19 protein-coding genes, 2 tRNA genes and 2 rRNA genes are annotated in these 21,925 nt (G+C 28.5%); 9 read left to right on the top strand and 14 right to left on the bottom strand.

Annotated features, from left to right (window positions below):
* Positions 1 to 9: 9 nt before the first annotated feature.
* Positions 10 to 573, bottom strand: coding sequence for an SIS domain-containing protein (locus AMN83_RS04685; protein ID WP_075504507.1), 564 nt, complete (start codon positions 571 to 573; stop codon positions 10 to 12).
* Positions 574 to 646: 73 nt separating this feature from the next.
* Between AMN83_RS04685 and AMN83_RS04680 the strand changes: the two genes are divergently transcribed.
* The 6 genes from AMN83_RS04680 to AMN83_RS04650 all read left to right on the top strand — a co-directional run bounded on the left by AMN83_RS04680 (position 647) and on the right by AMN83_RS04650 (position 5,098).
* Complete coding sequence (locus tag AMN83_RS04680) at positions 647 to 1,324, top strand: glycosyltransferase family 2 protein (RefSeq protein ID WP_075504506.1); 678 nt, start codon at positions 647 to 649, stop codon at positions 1,322 to 1,324.
* Positions 1,325 to 1,327: 3 nt separating this feature from the next.
* Complete coding sequence (locus tag AMN83_RS04675; RefSeq protein WP_075504505.1) at positions 1,328 to 1,804, top strand: hypothetical protein; 477 nt, start codon at positions 1,328 to 1,330, stop codon at positions 1,802 to 1,804.
* A gap of 445 nt (positions 1,805 to 2,249) precedes the next feature.
* Positions 2,250 to 2,762 (top strand): D-glycero-alpha-D-manno-heptose-1,7-bisphosphate 7-phosphatase, encoded by a 513-nt coding sequence (locus AMN83_RS04665; RefSeq protein WP_075504503.1) that lies wholly within the window; start codon positions 2,250 to 2,252, stop codon positions 2,760 to 2,762.
* Positions 2,759 to 3,541, top strand: a complete 783-nt coding sequence (locus AMN83_RS04660; RefSeq protein ID WP_075504502.1) for a 1-deoxy-D-xylulose-5-phosphate synthase N-terminal domain-containing protein — start codon at positions 2,759 to 2,761, stop codon at positions 3,539 to 3,541. The genes AMN83_RS04665 and AMN83_RS04660 overlap by 4 nt, the downstream gene beginning before the upstream one ends.
* Positions 3,531 to 4,439, top strand: a complete 909-nt coding sequence (locus AMN83_RS04655) for a transketolase family protein (protein ID WP_075504501.1) — start codon at positions 3,531 to 3,533, stop codon at positions 4,437 to 4,439. The genes AMN83_RS04660 and AMN83_RS04655 overlap by 11 nt, the downstream gene beginning before the upstream one ends.
* Positions 4,436 to 5,098, top strand: a complete 663-nt coding sequence (locus tag AMN83_RS04650; protein WP_075504500.1) for a class I SAM-dependent methyltransferase — start codon at positions 4,436 to 4,438, stop codon at positions 5,096 to 5,098. Before AMN83_RS04655 ends, AMN83_RS04650 begins: the two co-directional genes overlap by 4 nt.
* Here the strand turns inward: AMN83_RS04650 and AMN83_RS04645 are convergent.
* Complete coding sequence (locus AMN83_RS04645; RefSeq protein ID WP_075504499.1) at positions 5,091 to 6,104, bottom strand: NAD-dependent epimerase/dehydratase family protein; 1,014 nt, start codon at positions 6,102 to 6,104, stop codon at positions 5,091 to 5,093. The genes AMN83_RS04650 and AMN83_RS04645 overlap by 8 nt on opposite strands.
* Position 6,105: 1 nt before the next feature.
* Positions 6,106 to 7,098, bottom strand: a complete 993-nt coding sequence (locus AMN83_RS04640) for an NAD-dependent epimerase/dehydratase family protein (RefSeq protein WP_075504498.1) — start codon at positions 7,096 to 7,098, stop codon at positions 6,106 to 6,108.
* Positions 7,099 to 7,152: 54 nt separating this feature from the next.
* On the opposite strand from AMN83_RS04640, the gene AMN83_RS04635 reads away from it, so the two are divergent.
* Positions 7,153 to 7,998, top strand: coding sequence for a sporadic carbohydrate cluster 2OG-Fe(II) oxygenase (locus tag AMN83_RS04635; RefSeq protein ID WP_075504497.1), 846 nt, complete (start codon positions 7,153 to 7,155; stop codon positions 7,996 to 7,998).
* A gap of 1 nt (position 7,999) precedes the next feature.
* A complete protein-coding gene (locus AMN83_RS04630) occupies positions 8,000 to 8,458 on the top strand; it encodes an LIC12192 family sporadic carbohydrate cluster protein (RefSeq protein WP_075504496.1) in 459 nt (152 codons plus the stop codon).
* Here AMN83_RS04630 and AMN83_RS04625 read toward each other — a convergent pair.
* The 6 genes from AMN83_RS04625 to AMN83_RS04600 are packed head-to-tail and all read right to left on the bottom strand — an operon-like array spanning position 8,451 to position 14,687.
* On the bottom strand, positions 8,451 to 9,932 hold the full coding sequence (locus AMN83_RS04625; protein WP_075504495.1) for a PfkB family carbohydrate kinase: 1,482 nt from the start codon (positions 9,930 to 9,932) through the stop codon (positions 8,451 to 8,453). The genes AMN83_RS04630 and AMN83_RS04625 overlap by 8 nt on opposite strands.
* A 48-nt stretch (positions 9,933 to 9,980) precedes the next feature.
* On the bottom strand, positions 9,981 to 11,177 hold the full coding sequence (locus AMN83_RS04620) for a UDP-galactopyranose mutase (RefSeq protein WP_075504494.1): 1,197 nt from the start codon (positions 11,175 to 11,177) through the stop codon (positions 9,981 to 9,983).
* A 43-nt stretch (positions 11,178 to 11,220) separates the two neighbouring features.
* Positions 11,221 to 12,222, bottom strand: a complete 1,002-nt coding sequence (locus AMN83_RS04615; RefSeq protein ID WP_075504493.1) for a Gfo/Idh/MocA family oxidoreductase — start codon at positions 12,220 to 12,222, stop codon at positions 11,221 to 11,223.
* Positions 12,219 to 13,091, bottom strand: coding sequence for a sugar nucleotide-binding protein (locus AMN83_RS04610; RefSeq protein WP_075504492.1), 873 nt, complete (start codon positions 13,089 to 13,091; stop codon positions 12,219 to 12,221). Before AMN83_RS04610 ends, AMN83_RS04615 begins: the two co-directional genes overlap by 4 nt.
* The gene (locus tag AMN83_RS04605; protein WP_075504491.1) at positions 13,088 to 13,564 is read right to left on the bottom strand and encodes a WbuC family cupin fold metalloprotein; all 477 of its coding nucleotides are present in this window, start codon (positions 13,562 to 13,564) and stop codon (positions 13,088 to 13,090) included. The genes AMN83_RS04610 and AMN83_RS04605 overlap by 4 nt, the downstream gene beginning before the upstream one ends.
* A 1-nt stretch (position 13,565) precedes the next feature.
* Entirely contained in the window at positions 13,566 to 14,687 is a 1,122-nt protein-coding gene (locus tag AMN83_RS04600) for a methyltransferase domain-containing protein (RefSeq protein ID WP_075504490.1), read from the bottom strand.
* 47 nt (positions 14,688 to 14,734) lie between these two features.
* On the opposite strand from AMN83_RS04600, the gene AMN83_RS04595 reads away from it, so the two are divergent.
* Entirely contained in the window at positions 14,735 to 15,919 is a 1,185-nt protein-coding gene (locus AMN83_RS04595) for a DegT/DnrJ/EryC1/StrS family aminotransferase (protein WP_075504489.1), read from the top strand.
* A gap of 30 nt (positions 15,920 to 15,949) precedes the next feature.
* Here AMN83_RS04595 and AMN83_RS04590 read toward each other — a convergent pair whose 3' ends face one another.
* The 5 genes from AMN83_RS04590 to AMN83_RS04570 all read right to left on the bottom strand — a co-directional run bounded on the left by AMN83_RS04590 (position 15,950) and on the right by AMN83_RS04570 (position 21,727).
* A complete protein-coding gene (locus AMN83_RS04590) occupies positions 15,950 to 17,059 on the bottom strand; it encodes a hypothetical protein (protein WP_075504488.1) in 1,110 nt (369 codons plus the stop codon).
* A gap of 46 nt (positions 17,060 to 17,105) precedes the next feature.
* Positions 17,106 to 19,858: ribosomal RNA gene (locus AMN83_RS04585) — 23S ribosomal RNA — on the bottom strand.
* Between the two features lie 131 nt (positions 19,859 to 19,989).
* Positions 19,990 to 20,065: transfer RNA gene (locus AMN83_RS04580), tRNA-Ala, on the bottom strand.
* A gap of 12 nt (positions 20,066 to 20,077) precedes the next feature.
* Positions 20,078 to 20,154, bottom strand: a tRNA-Ile gene (locus AMN83_RS04575).
* A 98-nt stretch (positions 20,155 to 20,252) separates the two neighbouring features.
* A 16S ribosomal RNA gene (locus AMN83_RS04570) occupies positions 20,253 to 21,727 on the bottom strand.
* Together the 16S and 23S rRNA genes with 2 tRNA genes alongside form the textbook arrangement of a ribosomal RNA operon.
* Positions 21,728 to 21,925: the final 198 nt, after the last annotated feature.

Genomic DNA, 21,925 nt, shown 5'->3' with positions numbered 1-21,925 from the left:
ATTTTCTGATCAAATAAACTTATCTTGACATATATTGTGAATAATTGTCATCTGTAAATCTTCCACTAGACCATAATTTTTTGAATTAAATTTAATACACACATCAGATTTTTTCTTAATTTTTCCTCCAGAAAAACCTGAAACTGATAATACATTAATACCTTTTTTTTTTGCCTTTTCTGCAGCTCTAATAACGTTTGGACTTGAGCCAGAAACACTAAAAACTATTAAAAGATCTCCTTTATTACCCAAGCTATCTAACTGCATACTAAAAATATTTTCATATCCAAAATCATTGGCAAGTGCTGTGATCATGGGAATATTAGAACTTAATGAAACGCATCTTGCTAATCTTTTATTTTTAAATTTAATTTGATTTGATATATCTACTGCTGCATGATTTGCATTCGCTGCAGACCCTCCATTTCCACAGATAAATAATGTTTTTTTACTCTTTATTTTTTTCAAAACTAACGATTTAAAATCATGATATTCTTTTGATTTCATTAAATTTTTGTAAATATTTCCAATATCTGAATAATTTAAGAATGATAATTTTTTTTTAGGCATCATTTATTAATATTTTTTTTTTTTTATTTGCATATATTTATAACAAAATTAAAACTTAAAACTAAACTATATTAAAATGCTTTCTATTATAATACCTGCTTACAATGAAGAAAAAAACCTTCATAATACACTAAATAATTTAGAGGAAGCTATTAATTCAAAATTCATAAACCATGAAATTATTATAGTAGATGATTGTAGTACCGATAACTCCAGTCAAATAATTAATGAGCTTTGCAAAAAAAATAGAAATATCATCTCAATAAAAAATAGTAAAAATTTAGGCTTCGGTTCAAGTTTTAAAAATGGTTTAAAAGTTGCTAAAGGAGATTGGATTATGATGCTTCAGGGTGATAATGCATGGAATAGTGATAATTTAAAAAAACTCTATAGCTATTATAATGAGAGAGATTTATTGATACAAATAAATTCAAAGATGCTTTCTGAAAGAGGTTTTTTCAGATGGTCAATTTCAAAAGTTTTTACAATATTATTAAATCTATTTAGAAAAAAAAAAATAAAATATTACAATGGACTGCAAATTCATAAAAAGGAGTATTTGAATAAAATTAAAATTGAAGAGTCTCAATATTGTTTTCAAGCTGAAATATTATTAAAAACAATTAAGGAATATGATAATTTCAAATATGTAGATATGCAGTCTCAAAGTAGAGATTATGGCTATTCAAAAGCTTTTAAATTAAAAAATATATTATCAACACTGCAATTTTTGATAAAATCCCAAAAATACTAATCAATGAATGTTCTTCTTTCTACATTATTATATGTAATTCTTATAATTTTAATTAGTAAAATTTTTAAGATAAAAAAAATTTTAAAAATCTTTTTATGTAATTATATAATTATATTATCTTTTTTTATAATTTTAAATTTTGAAAATAAGGAAATTTTTTATATAGATTTATTATTTCTTTGTTCAATAAAGTTATTTATTATTTGGTTTTATTTTACATTTGTTGATGGTTTTTCATCAAAACTTTTACTATTTATTAAAAAAGACAAAAAAACTAAAAAATTAGTTAGAAGATTTATTTCAAAAAATAAAAAAAATAAGATTATTGCTGAAAGAATAAATTACCTTAAAAAAGGAAATTATATTTATATACGTAATAATAAAATTTTTTTAAAAAATAAAATTAAACCTATAGTTTTAGCTCATAACTTAGTGAGTAATTTTTTAGGTGTGAAAAAAAGTGGTGGGATACAAAACTAATGGAAATCATAATTAAAATATTTGTATTACAATTTGTTTTTTTAATAATCCTATCATTAACAAGACTCCTTACAAAAAAAATAAGTATTCATCTACAGAATATTTTAAATTTGTTAATTCTTTTTGTGATAATAGTTATTTATCAAAATCAAATTAGTACTGTTTTGCTTATTAAGTTTTATTTTTCAAATGCAGTTATATTTACAATTTTATTGTCTACCCTAGAAAGATCAGTGGCATTAGGTTTACTGAGAAAAATTTATCTAAAAAAAGAAATTAATATTAAAGACCTTGAAAAGTCATTTAATATTGAAACTCTTATTTTTCAGAGACTAAAAAATCTACAAAATAATAATTTATTAAAAATAAATAATACGAATTTGTATCTCACAAAATCTGGTTCTTTTCTTTTAAATATTATTAAATATTCAATTAAAACTTTTAAATGATAGCATGTTTTTTAGATAGAGATGGTGTTGTCATAAAAGATAAAAATTATTTAAAAAACTTAAAAGATATTAAATATACAACTGGAATATTCGAGGGTTTAACAAAAATAATAGATAAGAAGTATTCAATATTTATTATAACAAATCAAAGTGGTGTTGGTAGAGGTTATTTTTCAGAGAAAAAACTAAAAAGTATACATAATAAAATAGAAAAAAAATTGAAATCTAAAAATGTCAAAATCAAAGGAATTAAATACTGTCCTTGCCACCCTAAAGCAAAGATAGAAAAATATAAAAGAAAATGTTCTATGAGAAAACCGAACCCTGGAATGATAAATTATTTTATTAAAAAATATGCTATTGATAGAAAGAAAAGTTTTTTAATTGGTGATAAAAGATCTGATGTATTGGCAGGTAAAAGAGCTAAATTAAAAAATAATTTTATATACAATGACAAAAAAAACTTTGAATCATTTGTAAATAATTTAATTAATAGGAATAAAATATGATTTCAAAACTAAAAAAAGCCAAAAAGAGATGTATTAATTATAGAAAAAGACTACTTGAAATCTCTCAAAAAGTTCAAGCTTTACATGTGGGTGGTTCGTTCTCATCTGTAGAAGCCATGGATGTAGTCTACAATGTTTTGAAGAAAAAAAATGATAAGGTAATACTTTCTAAAGGACATTGTGGTATAATTCAGTATATTATTTTAGAAGATCATAAAATTATTAGTAAAAAATTATTAAATAGCTATTGTCAGCCCAATGGTAAATTAGGTGTTCATCCAGAAGTATTTACAAGAGGTATAGAGGCTTCAACTGGTTCTTTAGGGCATGGTTTAGCTATTGCCGCAGGAATGGCAATTGCAAACAGAAAAAATAAAATATTTGTTGTTTTGAGTGATGGAGAATTGATGGAAGGATCTGTTTGGGAAACTGTCTTAATTATATCCTCACTTAATTTAAATAATATAATTATTGTCATTGATAATAATGATTTACAAAGTGCAACAAGAGCGACTAATACACATCCGTCCCTTTATCCAATTAAAGAAAAATTTATAAATTTTGGATGGGATTCTGAATATTGTGATGGTCATAACTCTTTTGATATTTATAAAAAAATTTCAAAAAAGAAAAAAAATAAACCTTTTGCTCTAATTTCTAAAACAATTAAAGGTTATCCAATCTCATTTATGAAAGATGTTCCTATGTGGCATTATCGATCTCCAAATAAAACTGAGTACAAACAATCATTAAAAGAATTAGAAAAATATGAGAAATAAATTTTCAGAAGAATTAGTAAAAATTGCTAATAAAAACAAATCAGTGCATATTGTAGTTGCTGATATTTCTCCTGCTGGGAGCATGGAAAAATTTCAAAAAAAATTTAAAAATAGATTTATAAACGTTGGGGTTTCTGAACAAGCTATGATTGGAATTGCTGCTGGACTTTCCCTTCAAAAAAAAATTGTATTTGCATATACAATTGCAAATTTTTCTCTTTATAGGCCTTTTGAAATGATAAGAAATGATTTGTGTTATCAAAAACTACCAGTGACAATAGTTGGTATGGGTTCTGGCACAATTTATGCAAATTTAGGTGGAACACATTTAACACAGGAAGATGTTTCTGTTGCTAGATCAATCCCAAATATGCAAATTTTAATTCCGTGTGATCCTGATGAGCTAAGTGAATGTATTAAATATTGTGCTAAAAATAAAAAAGGTCCGATATATTTGAAAATAGGCAAATCAGGAGAAAAAAATTTTACAAGAAATTCAGAGAAATGGGCCTTTGGAAAAATAAGAAAAATTAAAAGTGGCTATAAAACAGCAATCATTTCATGTGGACCTATTATAAGATATGCTTTTGGAGCTATAAATAATTCCAGTAAAGACTCGGTATCAATTTATAGTGCTCACACTCTAAAACCTTTCGATTACAATGGTTTAAAAAAAATTTTTAACAAATATAAAACAATAATTGTACTCGAGGATCACTCGTACATAGGTGGTCTGGGTAGTATTATTAAAGAAAGTGCTTATGAACTAAAATTTAAAGGGAAAATTCATCATTTAGCATTAAAAGATGATTTTTTAAAAGAATACTCAAGTCAAGAAAATCTATTAAAAAAGCATGGTATAACTGAAAAAAAAATAAGAAAATTAATCTATAAATGAACAAGCTAAAATTAATAAATAAATTACATCATTCAACAAAAAGAAACTACTTAAAAAGAATGACTGATAATAAAATTCATTGCATGAAAATTGCAAAAAAATATGAATTTGATTATTGGGATGGAAATAGAAAATATGGATATGGAGGTTATAAATTCATACCAGGCAGATGGACACCTATTGCAAAAAAATTAATTAAACATTTTAAATTAAATAATAATTCTAAAATTTTAGATGCTGGATGTGGAAAGGGTTATTTACTGTATGAGATAAAACAAATCCTTCCTAATATTAAAATAGTAGGATTTGATATATCAAGATATGGCATAAAGAACTCTCATCCAAAAATTAAGAAATATTTATTCAATCATGATATTAATCAGAAAACGAAGTTTAAAAATAAAGAATTTGATTTGGTTATTTCTCTTGGTTGTTTACATAATTTAAAAATTCATAATTTAATAAAAACTATCAAAGAAATTGTAAGAATTGGAAAAAAAAACTATATCATGGTAGAAAGTTATCGTAATGATAAAGAACTATTTAACCTTCAATGTTGGGCTTTAACATGTCAAAGCTTCTTTTCTGATGATCAATGGATTTGGATATTAAAAAGCTCAGGTTTCAAAGGTTCTTATGAATTTATTCATTTTAAATAAATTCTTTTTTTTCTAATTTGTTTTTTAACACTTTAATATTCTGAAACTTCGTATTAAATGTATCTGTTAAATTTCCATTTTCAAAGTTTTCACAAAGCTCTTCTACAGCATCTTCTATTGAAAATTCAAAATTAAAACCTAAAATATTCTGAATCTTATCAGATGTAATCCTGTAAGATCTTACATCATCAGATTTTGTAAAATTTAGTTCAACTTTTTTTGATTTTCTTTTTTCAACAACTCGTTTAACTATATTTGCAATTTCTGAAATTTTCAAATTTTGTAATCCAGCATTAAAAATCTCTCCATTAAATTTTTTAAGATCTTTAAAAATCAGCATTTCATACAATCTACACATATCGTTTAAATTAATATTGGGTCTATATTGTTCTCCACCAAAAATATTGATTTTGTTATTGATGTATGCATGGTTGGTTAAAATATTTACTGAAAGATCAAATCTCATTTTTTCACTATAACCACATACAGTAGCTGGTCTTATAACAATTCCATGAAAATTATTATCAACATATTTTATTAATAATGGCTCACATTTTGCCTTAAGCGTATTGTAGTCTGTTATTGGTTTAAGCTCGTGCTCTTCATCTACTCTTGGGTTGTCACTAATACCGTAAACCGAAGAGGTTGATGCATAAATAAATTTTTTAACATTATTTACTTTGCTAACTTTAACCAAATCTTCAAAACATTCAAAATTTATACTTTTAGATAAGCTTGAGTCCAGTTCAAAACTTGGATCATTTGATATACATGCAAGATGCAGAACAACATCTACAGAATGTTTTTTAATGACTTCTTCAAAATCCTCAGAATTTCTAATATCTTTTTTATAATATTTATATTTATCACTATCATTTGGAAGATGTTCGTCTCCAAATAATGAAATATCATAATTTATAATCTCTAAATCACTAAATTTCTCTAATAAATAATATGTAAGTCTCGAACCTACATATCCCGACCCCCCTGTAATCAAAACTCTCATATTATTTCCTTAAAAATTTGAACCACACTTTAGTTGCTTTTGAAATTTTTTGTGGTGTCCACAAAGGAGCATTACTCCAATAACTTATATCTTTCAATAATAATTTAACACCTTTCAATAAAGAAATTTTTGGTCTCCAGTTGAGCTCTCTTTTAATTTTTTTTATTTTCGCATTAGTTATTTTTGGCTCTCCTGGTCTTTTAGGAATGAAAATTTTTTTACCCTCTAAAATTGAAACAAGTTCATTTATACTTTTTGGATTGTTCGCACCTACGTTGTAAATTTTATTTTTCTTGCTTGAAAAAAGAGCCTTTTCAAAAGCATTCACAACATCTGAAACATAAATAAAATCTCTAGTTTGCTTTCCGTCTCCTACAATAGTGTAAGGCTTGTTTGAAAGTTTCTGCTTTAAAAAAACTCCCATAACTGCACCATATGCGCCATGAGTCCTTGATCTAGTTCCATAAACATTAAATAATCTGAGAGAAATATAATTTAATTTATAAATTTTTGCCCAATGTTGAATTGCTAGTTCACCAACATATTTACTAAAAGCATATGGATACTCTGGTGAGATTTTTTCTTTTTCGTCAGTAGGATATTTTTTAGGTATTCCGTAGCATGAGGATGAGGCTGCATAAATTATTTTTTTAACACCATAATGTCTCATACTCTCTAATATATTAATGGTTCCATTAAAATTTGTATTAATATAGTTTTTTGGATTTTCAATTGATGGAACAATGTCTGCTATTGCAGCTAAATGAATTACAGCATTTATACCTCTAAAATATTTTCTTATGGAATTAATATTAGTTATATCTGATTTGACAATTTTAAGTTTTTTGTATTTTACTATTTTACTTATATTTCTTCTATTTCCATCCTCAAAGTTATCTATCAATATTACTTTTTTTATTTTTTTTGATCTAATTAACTTTTCTATTAAATGACTTCCAATAAACCCTGCTCCACCTGTAATAATTATTTTCATTTGTTCTTATATATTTATTGTCTTTTAGTTATATTTAAATAAAATTCAATTGTTATGTCAGAATTAAAAAACTTAGAAAATCAACTAAAAAAAAAAGGTTATGTTATTAAAAGAGCAATCAATAAAAGTTCTCTTGATTTTCTTCAAAAGAAAATTTTAGAGTTAAGCTTAAAATCTAAACCAAGTTTAAAAAAAGTTTATAAAAGATACAAACAAACAGAAATTTTTTTTGAAAACATCCACAAACATGTAACTAAAAAAGAATTAAATAATTTTAGATTAAAAATTATTCAAGGAATTAATAAAGATGAGAAATTTAAAAAAAATTACTATGAGGTATCAAAATATTTATTACATAACCTTGTTGGCAATGAGTTAGCAATGCAAACCAAACTGAATATATCCATCCAAATACCAAATGATGATACTTCAATGCTTCCAATGCATTCCGATATTTATGCTGGTGAAAGTCCATTTGAAGTTGTCATATGGATACCTCTCACCAATGTTGCTTCCTGCTCACATTCAATGTTTATTACAGATCCAAAAAATAATCGGCTGATTAATAAAGAAGTAACAACTAGCAAAAATAGAACTATTCTTGAAATCTATAACAAACACAAAAAAAAATTTAAATTTATAAAAATAGATTATGGAAATGTATTATTATTTACGCCAGTGGTAATGCATGGTAATGTTGTTAACAAAACATCGATCTCAAGAATTTCTTTAAACTGTAGATTCAAAAGTTTACTTTCTCCTTACGATGTGTTCAGCAAAACACATAGAAATATACCGCATTTTTATAAACCTTTAACAGTTAAACCATTAACAAAAATTGGTTTTAATTTCATAAATGGTGTGAACGAAAATAAATTTAAAATTAATAAGAAATTATAAAATGGCAAAAAAAATAAAAGTTTACGCAGGATATTTACATCTAAAACCAATCAATGGTGTTATTTTTCCTTCTTATATTCAAAATCAAATGAACAAGAATTATATTAATGAAAAATTAAACGGACAATTTTTCATGACAACTAATGAAAATATGTATGGTGATAATGCAATAATTCTTAATTCATTGGCAAAAGAAAAGTCGATTAATGGAATTGTAATGTTATCTACATTTTGCCTACCAGAAAGTTTTGATTTAAGACATAAATTCTATAAGTTGTGTATCAAAAATAATAAATCTCTATATTTTATTTTCGAAAATATTAAGTTTGAAAAAAATTCTTCATCTTTAAGAGAAATTGAGGAAAATTTAATTTTTGATAATGAATTTTTTACAAAGAAAAAAATAGCTCTAACAAGACCAGAGAAAGAATTTATAGATAAAACTTGGCAGTTTATTTAAGCATGTATTGTATGGACTTAGTAACTTCAATTTTTTTGATATAATTTTCATGGCCAAGGATTTTAGTTGCAATAGATCCAAAAATATTTGAAACAAAAATTGTAGTTTCTGGGTCTACTTTAGCGGCTGATAATAAAGAGCATATTCCAAAAACTGCATCTCCGGCTCCCATAGTATCTAAAGGTTTTTTTTCAAAAGCAGGCAATTGTAATTCAGCTATTTTATTCTTTTTAATTTTTGATACTAAATGAATACCGTCTTTACCCATTGTAACCATTAAATTTTTAGTATTAATTTTTTTCATTAATTCTTTTGACAAAAGTGAAATACTTTTCTCTCTATCACTTAAAGCTAGTCTAATTTCGGGCTGATCAATTACTATATTATTTGCTCTTGAATATTTTGTAATTAAATTAAAACCTCTGTTGTCGGAATTTGTTTGTGTATTTATTGATAAAAATTTAGCATCTTTTTGGACTATATTAGATAAATTTTTATTTATAAAATTATGACCAAAATCAGATAAAATTACTAAATCATAATTTTTAATCTGTTTTTTTATGCTCTGCTCAAATAATTTTGAGTCAAATTTCCTGTCTTTTCCATCTCTCTCATAAATTTCAAAAAGTTTTCTACCTGAAAAATTTATAAATCTTGTTTTTGTGATTGTATTAAAGTTGTTCTTAAATATTTTTAAGTTTATGTTTTGATTTTTATTATCATTAAGTTTTTTAATTATTTCTCTTTTAAAATTTCCACCAATAAATAAATCAACACTTTTACAAAATTCTGAAATATTTTTTGCTATAGCAAATGATCCACCAAAATATAATTTTTCATTTTTTCTCTCTACAGCTTGAATCATTTCCTTTGATGGTTTCTCAAGCTCAGAACAATAAACATATTTGTCAAAAATCATTTCTCCAATTATACAAACTTTTAAATTTTTTATGTCATCAAGTGCTTTTATACATTTATCCTTAAATTTTTGATTATTTCTTACATTAAGTTGAGTTAAGTTAGTATTAATTATTTTTGAGGATGAAAATTGTACATCATCTGTGAAAATTATCTTGCCATTATTTCTTTCAACAGCATTTATTTCTTTTTGAATATTATTGGTAATATCGTTTTTAAAATTTTTATAATCATTTCCTTTGAAATAAAAATTTGGTTTAACTTTATTTATTAAATTTATTGACGTAACGTCATCATTTATTACCACAGCATCTACGTTTTCAAAAGATGAAATCATTTCTGCTCTATAGTCTTCACTAAACATTGGCCTATTAGGGCCTTTTCTAACATAACGATCTGATGTAATGGAAACTACCAAAAAACCGGTATATGATCTTGCAATGTCAAAGTGTTTTTTATGACCAATGTGAATAATATCAAAAACACCATGTACTAGTGAAAATTTTTTTTTTTTTAGCTTTTTTGCTAATTGATTAATTGTCAAAATTTTAGACAAATAAATCTCCTATAAGAGTGTATTACTATTATTATAGAATAATATCATTTACTCTTTACCCATACTAGAAAAATTTTTCATTCTATGTTTTTCCATTGGAACAGCATTTTCCCACTTTGATTTCTTAATTAAATCTGCAACAAAAAAAGCTTGCTCGATACAGTCATCTATATCTACACTGTATCTATAGGTACCATTTCTTCCTACGCAAAAAAAATTAGCTGGTAGATGATTATGATATTTCATCGCTTTATTTTGTTCTTCCTCTAAAGGTAAAGGATAATATTTTCCTTTTTTAGAGGGAATTTCAAGGCCAATCAAAGTATTGTTTGATTCATATTTTGTAAATCTTTTATACTCAACTATTCTTGTGAATATTTCTTCATTGGCATAATAAAGAAAGTATATATCTTTTGGAAAGCATTCTTTCATTGGTAATACGATTTTTAACAAATCTCTTCCCATATATTTAAGTTCACCATAAATATTACCAACTATTTCGTCTGGACTTATGGATGAAATTATAAAATCAAATTTATGAAACTCACCTTTAATTTTTACCTCAAGTTTATTTAGATTTATTTCTTCTATTGATGTATTTAACAATAAGTGCTTTACACCTTTTACCGCAATATCAAAATATTTATTATAACCATCTAAAGAAATGGGATAAGCTGAAATTACTTCATTATCAAATGCATCTCTTTTTCCTTTTTTAATTGGATCCCCCTTTGTGCTCCATCCAAAAGATTTGAAAACTTTATTATCATCAACCATCCACATTTTCTTATTATAATTTTCGACAACTTTTTTATATAGTATCTTTCCAATCGACGAGATCCAAAAGTCCTCTAAATTTTCAGGTTTTTGATTACTTGGATTTTTCTTAATATCATCAAGTTCATTATAAATTTGTTGTTTATCTGGCATCAATTCAATGTCGTCATAGCTTAATGGCATGCTATAAAACTGATCATCTTTCTCAACATAAGTAAGGTATTTATGTTCGCTACAATCTCTCATTGGGACGTATTTATTCAAAAAATCATAAAGTTTTTGATCTTTTGTTAAAAAGTGTCTTGGTCCAAATGTATATGGATGACCCCCCCAAAAATGTGTTCTTACGCCAGCTCCAAGCTGATTACTCTTTTCAACTAAGGTAATCTCATATTCTCCAGTTAAAGAAAGCGCATGCGCGTTTGCACAACCAGCAAAACCTCCTCCAATAATTAAAACTTTTTTCATTTAGTGTTCGTTATATTAATTAAAATTTAATTACAAGCTTAATTTAATGATTAGTTTTTTTCCATATGTCATCAATTAAACTAAAATCTTTTATCAAATCTTCTAAAGTTGAAAATGAAATATTTTTTTTATTATTGATAGTTGATTTTATTTCATCACGAAAAAGATTTGTATATTTAACATATTTTTTTGAAATACTAGTTTTTTTATCTTTAACTATAAGAATAGAGGCTTTATTTTTTAATGGATTAAACATCTTTAATTGATAAAAATATCTTTCATAATCAAATTTTATCTTAATTAAATAATTACCTTTGTTTGAAAATTTGACACCAATATTTTTATTTTTAAATGATAGCTCTGTTTGATAATTATATTTATCAATTATTTCAAATTTTTTTACTTTCAAATTATTTAAAAAAAAGTGGATTAAATTTATCATATGTGAATACCTATTAATAAAAATATGATAATTAACATGAAATTTTTTATTTAAGAAATTAGGGTAATTTTCAATTGAAAAATCAAAATCCTTTTTTTCTTTACTATTAAAATGTTTTTCATTTTTTAAATAAAAATTATTATTTGAAATATAGAAATCTGCTTTAATCAAGTTGTTTAATTTCTGTTTAGATAAAATTTTTTTTAATCTAATAATATTTTGATCAAAACGAGACATATATCCAAAAAAAACTTTGCTTTTATAATTTTTTGATATCTTTTTTAAATTTTTGGCTTGGGAATAATTAAAAACGCCTGGCTTTTCTGAAAAGATTATTTTTGAAAATTTAAGAAACTTTTTAATTACATAATAAGAACTTTGTCTTGAGGATATGTTAAAAATAATATCGAATTTTTTTTGCAATGTTTCTATTCCATCAAAATTAGTGAATCTGAATAATCCCTTTTTTTCAAATAAAATTTTGTTTAATAATTTTTTTCTTGGATCAATCAAAATTTTAATTTTTGTATTTTTTCTTATATTTTGCAAATGTACTAATTGAAAAAGCTTTCCACAGCCAACTACTAAAGATTTTTTTTTCATACCAACTCGTTAACAATCTTTGTTATTTTTATAGGATAAAATTTCAATTTTTTTTTAGTATTTTTCATCCCGAGTGCGGTAATTGAATTTTTAAATAATAATTTTTTTTTTTCTTTTGTGGATGTAGTGCTAATAATTTGTAAATAAGATTTATTCAATTTTTTTACGAGTAATCTAGCAAAATCGTAATAGTTTAAATCTTTTTCTCCACTTAAGTGAAAAATTCCATATGCCTCTTTTTGAATTATTTTAAATAAAATTTCTGCTGAATCTCTAAACCTAACAGGGGCAAAAAATAAATCATTAAAGCATTTTATTTTTTTATCTTGTTTAATAAATTTTATCCACGAATTAAATGGTTCTGTTTTTTTATTAACATTTTTTGTTAATCTAAGAATGCTTAATTTTTTATAAATTTTTTTCTTTTTTGAATATGAAATTATTTTATTCTCAGTAATTTTTTTCATTTTAGAATAATCAAATTTAGGATTAGCTTCATCATATTCATTTTGTGGTGTTTTTTTTTCAAACACTGTATTAGTGGAAACAAAACAAGTAAAAATATTCAAATTTAAAAATAGTTTTATTAATTTAGTTGTTTGTATGCAATTTATTTCATAAGCCTTTTTAAAATTTTTTTTGCAATCATAGTAGTCTGTAATTCCAGCACAAAAAATTACTGAATTAATGTTTTTTTTATTTATATATTCTTTTATTTTTTTTAAATTTGGTTTTTTTATATTTAATTGTAAAGAATTTTTATATTTTTTTCTATGAGTATAATAAATATTAAAATTTTTATTTTTTATATTTTTTTTTATTTCTTTAGCTAATCTTGAATTTCCTCCTACAACTAATACATTTTTCATTTAAAGTATCTTTTTTTATATACTTTTTCCCAAGGTGGAATTTTCATATTTTTTTTTAAAAATGGACCTTTTGTAACTTCCTGAAAAATAAAATAATCCGATTTGATGATTAAACTATGATAGGTTAATTTTCTCATTCGATAAAATCCTACTCCTTTTTTTTTATCTGAAATTAAAATTTTCTTTTTAATATTACCTTTGTTATCGAAAATTAGTAAATCTGCAGATCCTGATATTACGTTAAGAGATTCAGCATTTTTTAAATGTTTGTGTGGTGGAACATAACTTTTTTTTGAATGAATAATTATCATTTCATGTAAAGATGATTTTGGGTTTTTATGAAAGCAAATTCTGCATTTACCAGATAAATTTTTTTTTGAATGTGAAATTAAAAAATTAAACATTTTTTTATCAAAAAAAGATATTTTGTCTTTTATGTAAAAAACTTCATTATTTATTTTTTTAATTTGCATATCAGCTTCCTTTAATATTTAAAAAATAATTTTTTGAATGAGGAAAAATTGAATAAATCTTAGGTCTTTTTTTTAATTTTTTTAATTTTGAAAGAATCTTGTTCTCTAAAGCTAGGTTACATGAAATAAAAATTGCTAATTTATTATCATCTATCTTCATGAAATTATTAAAATTAATTATTGGTTTTTTGATAACTGAAAAAAATTTATTTCTCTTTTTTATATCATCATCAATCAAATAATCCGCTTCTTTAATTTTATTTATATTAAGAAATGTATTTAACATGTGTGTTGCGCCATAAAACACTAATTTAAAATTATTTTTTTTTAAATTTTCAAAAAAAGCTTTATTCTTAATTTTTTGTTTACTTAAATTTTTTAAATAACTTAAAGATAAATTTTCTAATATTCTATTTTTTTTTATTTTTAAAACTTTTTTTTTTTTAATCTTTAATAATAAACATAAGTTATCTTCTTGTGGATGAGGAATTCTTTTAAACAAAACAATTTCAAAACCTAAATTTCTTAATTCTCCAATTAATGTATGTTTGGTATAATAATACCTATGTTCTTCCCAAATCATTGAATAATCAAGATTTTTTATCAGTTTAAGACAATCAGGAACCTCTATGTAAATTAAATGATCATTTTGAATTATTTCTTTTAATTTAAGAAAAAATTTTTTTTGATCATAAATATGTTCCCAGATATGCCGTAGTATAACAATATTATATTTTTCATTAAATTTTTTTTTTGTAAAAAAATAAATAGTTTTTTCCAAACTTGCTCTTCGTGAAAAAACTTTAAATTGAGTATTTTTGTTTTTTTCTCGAATTTTTTTTAAAAGAGTCTCATCTTTAATAGAAATTCCTATTGCTTTTATTTTTTTTGACTTAATTTTTTTGAGAATCAATTTAGATATGAAGCTTATGTGTTCTTCAGGTTCTGAATATTTAATTATTTTATTATTTTCTTTAAATTTACAAAGATCAAAATTATTTTTTAAATATAACAATGAAGAATTTTTTGATTTTTTTAAAGTAACATTATTTAAAAATATATTTGAGTATTTTTTTGAATAATTATTAGCAATAGTAAAATTTTTTATTTTAAGATCAGCCATATTTTGTTTTACTATTAATATTCAAACTGTTAAAGATATTAAAAACAATGAAATTTCCACCTAGAAAAGCTCTTGGTTCTAATGAGATAAAATCAATAAATCAAGTTATACGTTATTATAAAAAAAAAGGTATTGATCCTGGATATCAGGGTTATTTTGAACATAGTCTTTGTAAAAAATTTTCATTAATGATGGGAGGTGGATATACAGATGCTTGTTCTTCCGGGACGGCAGCTGCTTATATTGCAATTAGTGCACTTAATTTAAAAAAAGGTAGCGAAGTTTTGATTTCTCCCGTAACTGATAGTGGACCATTAAATGCACTTATTTTATTGGGTTTAAAACCAAGATTAATAGATAGTTATCCTAATAGCTACAATGTTAGTCTTAAACAATTTTTAAATAGGGTCACAAAAAAAACTAAAGCAGCTTTAATAATGCATATTGGCGGTGAAACTTCACAAATTTATGAAATTTGTAAAGAAGCAAAAAAAAGGAAAATTAAAGTTATTGAAGATTGCAGTCAGGCACCATTTGCAAGAAGTATATGGAACAAAAAATATTCCTTATGTAATAAAAAATTTGTTGGCGCATTTGGGGATATTAGTTTTTTTTCTACAATGTATTCAAAAACAATTTCATCAAGTGGAAGTTCAGGTTTAGTTTTTACAAAAAATAAGAAACTTTATAGAAATGTTTTATCACATGCAGATAGAGGAAAACAAATATGGAGAAAAAACATAAATTTAAAAGATCCATCAAAAGCCTTGCATCCAGCATTGAATTTAAATTCCAATGAATTTTCGTCAGCTATTACACTTGCATCACTAAATAGAGTAAAAAAAACAATTAAGGGAAGAATTAAATTTTTAGAAAATTTAAACAATGATCTTAAATCTTCAAAAACATGCTCTGTCGTTTATAAAAATTTTAAATTATTTTCACCATTCTTCATAAGTATCCATATTAAGACTCATTTATTAAAAATAGGTAAGATTAATTTTGTAAATAATATTAAAAAAGAAGGCGTTCCACTTTTAAATTCTTATGGCTGTATAATTTCCGATTGGAAATGGGCGAGAAAATATATGCAAGATAAATTTATAACAAAAAATGCGATTAATTTTAAAAATAATTCATTTAATTTATTTTTAAATGAAAATTATGGAAAACAAGAGTCCAGAGCTATTGTTGCTAAGATAATAAAAGTTGAAAAAAAATTTTTAAAATAACTATTTAAATTCATAAAAACTTTTTATTTTTTATTGAATTTTTATTTTATCTAAAATTATCTTTTTAGTAATCTCCTCGGCAATCAATTTAGTGCCTTTTGAATTAAAGTGAACATCATTTTTTAAATAAAAATCTCTAATTTGATCTTTTTTAATTTCAAAAAATTTTGGATAAGTATTTAAAAAATTATCACAATTTCTTTCACAAAAGTTTTTCCAAATCTTAACATATTTTGATTTTAAAGAGTCGTGGTAAAGATTACCCGGCCAGGGGTAAACAACTACTGTTAATTTTATATTTTCTTTTTTTAATAAAATTGCTAATTCTTTTGCATAATTTAGTGAAGTTTTTATTGCTAAATCTATCTCATTTTCATTATTTGGTATTTCTCTAACAAATGAATTTTTTAGGAAATTATTATTATACGGCCAACCTGCGCGCACAAAACACTTGTCTAAATAATTACACTTATTTGAAAATTTTTCCTTTATTAACCACAATGAATGGTAAGTAAACGGAAATAGAGATCTCAAATTATTTTTAACTAATCTTTCTGTCTTAACTGGAGCCTGGCTAATAACTCGATTGCCTGTTTCATCAAATTCATAATAATAACTATCATCCTGAATATCACTTAAATCAGCTAACAAAATCAATTCATCAAAATTATAATATTTTTTATCTAGGATTTCTTTAATTCTATTTAAGTATATTATATTTGAATATGACCTAATACCTAAATTTAAAAACTTAAGATCAGGATTTAAATTCTCCAAATGGCCTACAAAAGTATCTTCATGATTTAGACCTATACCTTCGGTAAAACTATCGCCAATTAAAGCAAAATTATAGTCAGAAATATCTTTTTTAAAATTTTTACATGAAATTTTATGTCCATGATGATCTGTGCATAATTTATGGGTATTTTTATTCCAAGTTATTGTTTGATTAAAATTTTCTTGTAATTTGTGATGATGTAAACTGTCACTAATTTGTTCAACACCTGTAGGATTCAAAGGTTTATAAATTACATCAGAAATTTTATTTCCAAAGATAAAATCAATAAATAGAAATAAGCTAATAGATATTAAAAATGTATAAATATTAGATTTGTTAATTATTTTGTTATTACGATTCAATTTAAATTAATATTAAAATGTTTTTTTAAAAATTTTTTTCAGTGCATAAATCAAGCCAATTGAGCTATTAGTACTGGTCAGCTGCACGCATTACTGCGCTTCCACATCCAGCCTATCAACGTGGTGGTCTACCACGGCTCTATAGGAAGAACTAGTTTTGAGGTGAGTTTCCCGCTTAGATGCTTTCAGCAGTTATCTCGTCCATACTTAGCTACCCGGCACTGCAGCTGGCGCTACAACCGGTCCACCAGTGGTATGTTCAACCCGGTCCTCTCGTACTAGGGTCAACTCCTCTCAATTCTTCTACACGCATAGCAGATAGGGACCGAACTGTCTCACGACGTTCTGAACCCAGCTCACGTACCACTTTAATTGGCGAACAGCCAAACCCTTGGGACCTGCTCCAGCCCCAGGATGTGATGAGCCGACATCGAGGTGCCAAACACTGCCGTCGATATGAGCTCTTGGGCAGTATCAGCCTGTTATCCCCGGCGTACCTTTTATCCGTTGAGCGATGGCCCTTCCACTCAGAACCACCGGATCACTATGACCGACTTTCGTCTCTGCTCGACTTGTCAGTCTCACAGTCAGGCAGGCTTATGCCATTGCACTCTACGAACGATTTCTGACCGTTCTGAGCCTACCTTCGCACGCCTCCGTTACTATTTGGGAGGCGACCGCCCCAGTCAAACTACCCACCATACAATGTCTTGATGCCGGATAACGGCAATCAGTTAGATACCAAGAAAAACAAAAGAGGTATTTCACTGGTGACTCCACAAAAGCTGACGCCTTTGCTTCAATGTCTCCCTCCTATGCTAAATATGTTTTTCCTAATACCAATGTAAAGTTGCAGTAAAGGTGCACGGGGTCTTTCCGTCTAACTACGCGAACTCCGCATCTTCACGGAGAATTCAATTTCACTGAGTTGATGTTGGAGACAGCGGAGAAATCGTTACGCCATTCATGCAGGTCGGAACTTACCCGACAAGGAATTTCGCTACCTTAGGACCGTTATAGTTACGGCCGCCGTTTACTGGGGCTTCAGAAGTTAGCTTGCACCAACCGCATTAACCTTCCAGCACCGGGCAGGCGTCAGACCCTATACATCCACTTACGTGTTAGCAGAGCCCTGTGTTTTTGATAAACAGTCGCTTCTCCCTGGCTTGTGCCACCCTCCCATAGTTGCCTACAAGAAGGTCTTCCTTATCCCGAAGTTACGGAAGTATTTTGCCGAGTTCCTTCAACATCATTCTCTCAAGCGCCTAAATATACTCTATTAATCCACCTGTGTCGGTTTAGGGTACGGTCTTATGATGGAGCTATTTCTTGGAATCTTTTCGCGGCAAGCTCAATCCATTAAGAACTCACAACTTACAAGATCCGTCACTACCATCTGGTTAAGGAATATTAACCTTATTTCCATCGACTACGGCTTTCGCCCTCGCCTTAGGTGCCGACTAACTCTGCGCGGATTAACCTTGCGCAGAAACCCTTGGATTTTCGGCGAAGAAGTTTTTCACTTCTTTTATCGTTACTTATGTCAGCATTCGCACTTCTGATACCTCCAGTATCCCTCACGGGTATACCTTCACAGGCTTACAGAACGTTCCGCTACCAGTTGTAATTTTCGAAAAAATTACAAATCCACAGATTCGGTATATGATTTTAGCCCCGTTACATCTTCGGCGCAGAAACTCTATTAGACCGGTGAGCTGTTACGCTATCTTTAAAGGATGGCTGCTTCTAAGCCAACCTCCCGGCTGTTAAGGAATTTCCACATCCTTTCACACTTAATCATAATTTGGGGACCTTATCTGGTGGTCTGGGCTCTTTCCCTCTCGACCATGGACCTTAGCACCCACAGTCTGTCTGCTGAAGAACAACATTTAGCATTCGGAGTTTTATTAGGTTTGGTAAGAATCTCTTCCCCCTAGCCCATTTAGTGCTCTACCTCTAAATGTCTATTTATTCAACGCACTACCTAAATAGTTTTCGCGGAAAACCAGCTATCTACGAATTTGGTTGGCCTTTCACCCCTTACCACAAGTCATCCAAAGACTTTTCAACGTCAACTGGTTCGGTCCTCCGGTTGGTGTTACCCAACTTTCAACCTGCTCATGGTAAGCTCATTCGTTTTCGGGTCTAATTCATTAAACTAATCGCCCTATTAAGACTTGCTTTCGCTGCGCCTACACCTAGATGGCTTAAGCTTGCTTAATAAATTAAGTCACTGACCCATTATACAAAAGGTACGCCGTCACTCTAAAAAGAGCTTCGACTGATTGTAGGCATGCGGTTTCAGGTTCTATTTCACTCCCCTAATAGGGGTTCTTTTCACCTTTCCCTCACGGTACTAGTTCACTATCGGTCACTGAAGAGTATTTAGGCTTAGAGGGTGGTCCCCCTATATTCGAGCAGGATTTCACGTGTCCCGCTTTACTCAAGAATTTTGTTAAACATTACTCATACGGGACTATCACCCTCTATGGTTAGCATTTCCAAACTATTCAAATTTTTTTAACAAAACTACTGGCCTAGTCCGCGTTCGCTCGCCACTACTAACGGAATCTCAATTGATTTCTTTTCCTCTGGTTACTTAGATGTTTCAGTTCTCCAGGTTGTCTCTTTAAACCTATGTATTCAGTTTAAAGTACCACAAAAAGTGGTGGGTTTCCCCATTCGGAAATTTTCGGATCAAAACTTACATACAGCTCCCCGAAACTTATCGCAGTATATCACGTCCTTCATCGGCTTTCAGTGCCAAGGCATCCACTACACGCCCTTAAACGCTTGATTTATGCACAGAAAAAAATTCTGTGTTGAATCAAATTTTTATTTTGAACATTAGCTAATAACATTTCTAATGTTCGGATATAGATATTGATATTAATTATTAATTATTTACGATTTTATATAACTAAGTGTTTTGGTGGAGGATAGCGGGATCGAACCGCTGACCTCCTGAATGCAAATCAGGCGCTCTCCCAGCTGAGCTAATCCCCCATGATCTTAAATTGGTGGGCCGAGAAAGACTCGAACTTTCGACCCCACCCTTATCAAGGGTGTGCTCTAACCAACTGAGCTACCGGCCCCCATGCAAGAGAAACACTATTTAAGAAGAGAAATGAGGACGGTCAACATTATCCATGTATATTATTTAGAATGAAATTTTACTTTCATTCTTCCTTAGAAAGGAGGTAATCCAGCCGCAGGTTCCCCTACGGCTACCTTGTTACGACTTCACCCCAGTCGCTGACTATACCGTGGTCAAGGGTTTGAAACCTTGCCTTAAGGTAGAACCAACTCCCATGGTGTGACGGGCGGTGTGTACAAGACCCGGGAACGCATTCACCGTGGCACGCTGATCCACGATTACTAGTAATTCCAGCTTCATGCACTCGAGTTGCAGAGTGCAATCCGAACTGAGGTATCTTTTAAGGATTTGCTTAACTTCGCAGTTTTGCTTCCTGTTGTAGATACCATTGTAGCACGTGTGTAGCCCAACACGTAAGGGCCATGAGGACTTGACGTCATCCCCACCTTCCTCCAGCTTATCACTGGCAGTTCTTTCAGAGTGCCCAACTTAATGATGGCAACTAAAAGTGAGGGTTGCGCTCGTTGCGGGACTTAACCCAACATCTCACGACACGAGCTGACGACAGCCATGCAGCACCTGTGTTTCGTCCGGCCGAACCGAAAACTTTAATCTCTTAAAGTCGCGACGAACATGTCAAGTGTTGGTAAGGTTCTGCGCGTATCTTCGAATTAAACCACATGCTCCACTACTTGTGCGGGTCCCCGTCAATTCATTTGAGTTTTAACCTTGCGGTCGTACTCCCCAGGCGGTGTGTTTATCGCTTTCGCTGCGACACTGAAAATAAATTTCCAACGTCTAACACACATCGTTTACGGCATGGACTACGAGGGTATCTAATCCTCTTCGCTACCCATGCTTTCGTTCCTCAGTGTCAGTAATGATCCAGAAAGCTGCCTTCGCAATTGGTATTCTTTCTAATATCTACGAATTTCACCTCTACACTAGAAATTCTGCTTTCCTCTATCATACTCTAGCTGAAAAGTTTTAATGGCAGTTCCAGAGTTAAGCTCTGGGATTTCACCACTAACTTTTTCAACCACCTACGAACTCTTTAAGCCCAGTAATTCCGAACTACGCTAGGTCCCTTCGTATTACCGCGGCTGCTGGCACGAAGTTAGCCGGACCTTCTTATTCGGGTACAGTCATTTTCTTCCCCGACGAAAGAGCTTTACAACCCAAAGGCCTTCTTCACTCACGCGGCATCGCTGCATCAGAGTTTCCTCCATTGTGCAAGATTCCCCACTGCTGCCTCCCGTAGGAGTTTGGGCCGTGTCTCAGTCCCAATGTGGCTGATCATCCTCTCAAATCAGCTATTGATCACAGTCTTGGTAGGCCATTACCCCACCAACAAACTAATCAAGTGCAGGCTCATCCAATGGTGCATAAAGCTTTCTCCGTAAAGACTTATCCGGTATTAGCACAAGTTTCCTCGTGTTATTCCAGGCCAAAGGGCAGATACCTACATGTTACTCACCCGTCTGCCACTAAGTATTGCTACTTCGTTCGACTTGCATGTGTTAGGCGTGCCGCCAGCGTACGTTCTGAGCCATGATCAAACTCTCAAGTTTAAAAACGGCGCACACTAGCTTCCATATAAATTCTAAGAATAAAATTTATATGTGATTGAAGTGTGTACGACAAATTTTTGGTAACCTTAACCGTCCACACTTCTCTTCTTAAATTTTTACTTTTTAAATAGCTAATTGAGCAAAAAGCTCAATATTCCTCATTTATTTATTGAAATTACAATATTTTATTGAGAAAGT

It is taken from the genome of Candidatus Pelagibacter communis, assembly GCF_001180025.1.
Lineage (GTDB): Bacteria > Pseudomonadota > Alphaproteobacteria > Pelagibacterales > Pelagibacteraceae > Pelagibacter > Pelagibacter ubique_A.
Note: the sequence above shows the minus strand (reverse complement) of the source record. Positions and strands in the feature narration are given on the sequence as shown.

Excerpts from the sequence above, each read along its gene's own strand:
- AMN83_RS04685 (WP_075504507.1), bottom strand. The coding sequence starts at position 573 with ATGATGCCTAAAAAAAAATTATCATTCTTAAATTATTCAGATATTGGA.
- AMN83_RS04680 (WP_075504506.1), top strand. The coding sequence starts at position 647 with ATGCTTTCTATTATAATACCTGCTTACAATGAAGAAAAAAACCTTCAT.
- AMN83_RS04675 (WP_075504505.1), top strand. The coding sequence starts at position 1,328 with ATGAATGTTCTTCTTTCTACATTATTATATGTAATTCTTATAATTTTA.
- AMN83_RS04665 (WP_075504503.1), top strand. The coding sequence starts at position 2,250 with ATGATAGCATGTTTTTTAGATAGAGATGGTGTTGTCATAAAAGATAAA.
- AMN83_RS04660 (WP_075504502.1), top strand. The coding sequence starts at position 2,759 with ATGATTTCAAAACTAAAAAAAGCCAAAAAGAGATGTATTAATTATAGA.
- AMN83_RS04655 (WP_075504501.1), top strand. The coding sequence starts at position 3,531 with ATGAGAAATAAATTTTCAGAAGAATTAGTAAAAATTGCTAATAAAAAC.
- AMN83_RS04650 (WP_075504500.1), top strand. The coding sequence starts at position 4,436 with ATGAACAAGCTAAAATTAATAAATAAATTACATCATTCAACAAAAAGA.
- AMN83_RS04645 (WP_075504499.1), bottom strand. The coding sequence starts at position 6,104 with ATGAGAGTTTTGATTACAGGGGGGTCGGGATATGTAGGTTCGAGACTT.
- AMN83_RS04640 (WP_075504498.1), bottom strand. The coding sequence starts at position 7,098 with ATGAAAATAATTATTACAGGTGGAGCAGGGTTTATTGGAAGTCATTTA.
- AMN83_RS04635 (WP_075504497.1), top strand. The coding sequence starts at position 7,153 with ATGTCAGAATTAAAAAACTTAGAAAATCAACTAAAAAAAAAAGGTTAT.
- AMN83_RS04630 (WP_075504496.1), top strand. The coding sequence starts at position 8,000 with ATGGCAAAAAAAATAAAAGTTTACGCAGGATATTTACATCTAAAACCA.
- AMN83_RS04620 (WP_075504494.1), bottom strand. The coding sequence starts at position 11,177 with ATGAAAAAAGTTTTAATTATTGGAGGAGGTTTTGCTGGTTGTGCAAAC.
- AMN83_RS04615 (WP_075504493.1), bottom strand. The coding sequence starts at position 12,222 with ATGAAAAAAAAATCTTTAGTAGTTGGCTGTGGAAAGCTTTTTCAATTA.
- AMN83_RS04610 (WP_075504492.1), bottom strand. The coding sequence starts at position 13,091 with ATGAAAAATGTATTAGTTGTAGGAGGAAATTCAAGATTAGCTAAAGAA.
- AMN83_RS04605 (WP_075504491.1), bottom strand. The coding sequence starts at position 13,564 with ATGCAAATTAAAAAAATAAATAATGAAGTTTTTTACATAAAAGACAAA.
- AMN83_RS04600 (WP_075504490.1), bottom strand. The coding sequence starts at position 14,687 with ATGGCTGATCTTAAAATAAAAAATTTTACTATTGCTAATAATTATTCA.
- AMN83_RS04595 (WP_075504489.1), top strand. The coding sequence starts at position 14,735 with ATGAAATTTCCACCTAGAAAAGCTCTTGGTTCTAATGAGATAAAATCA.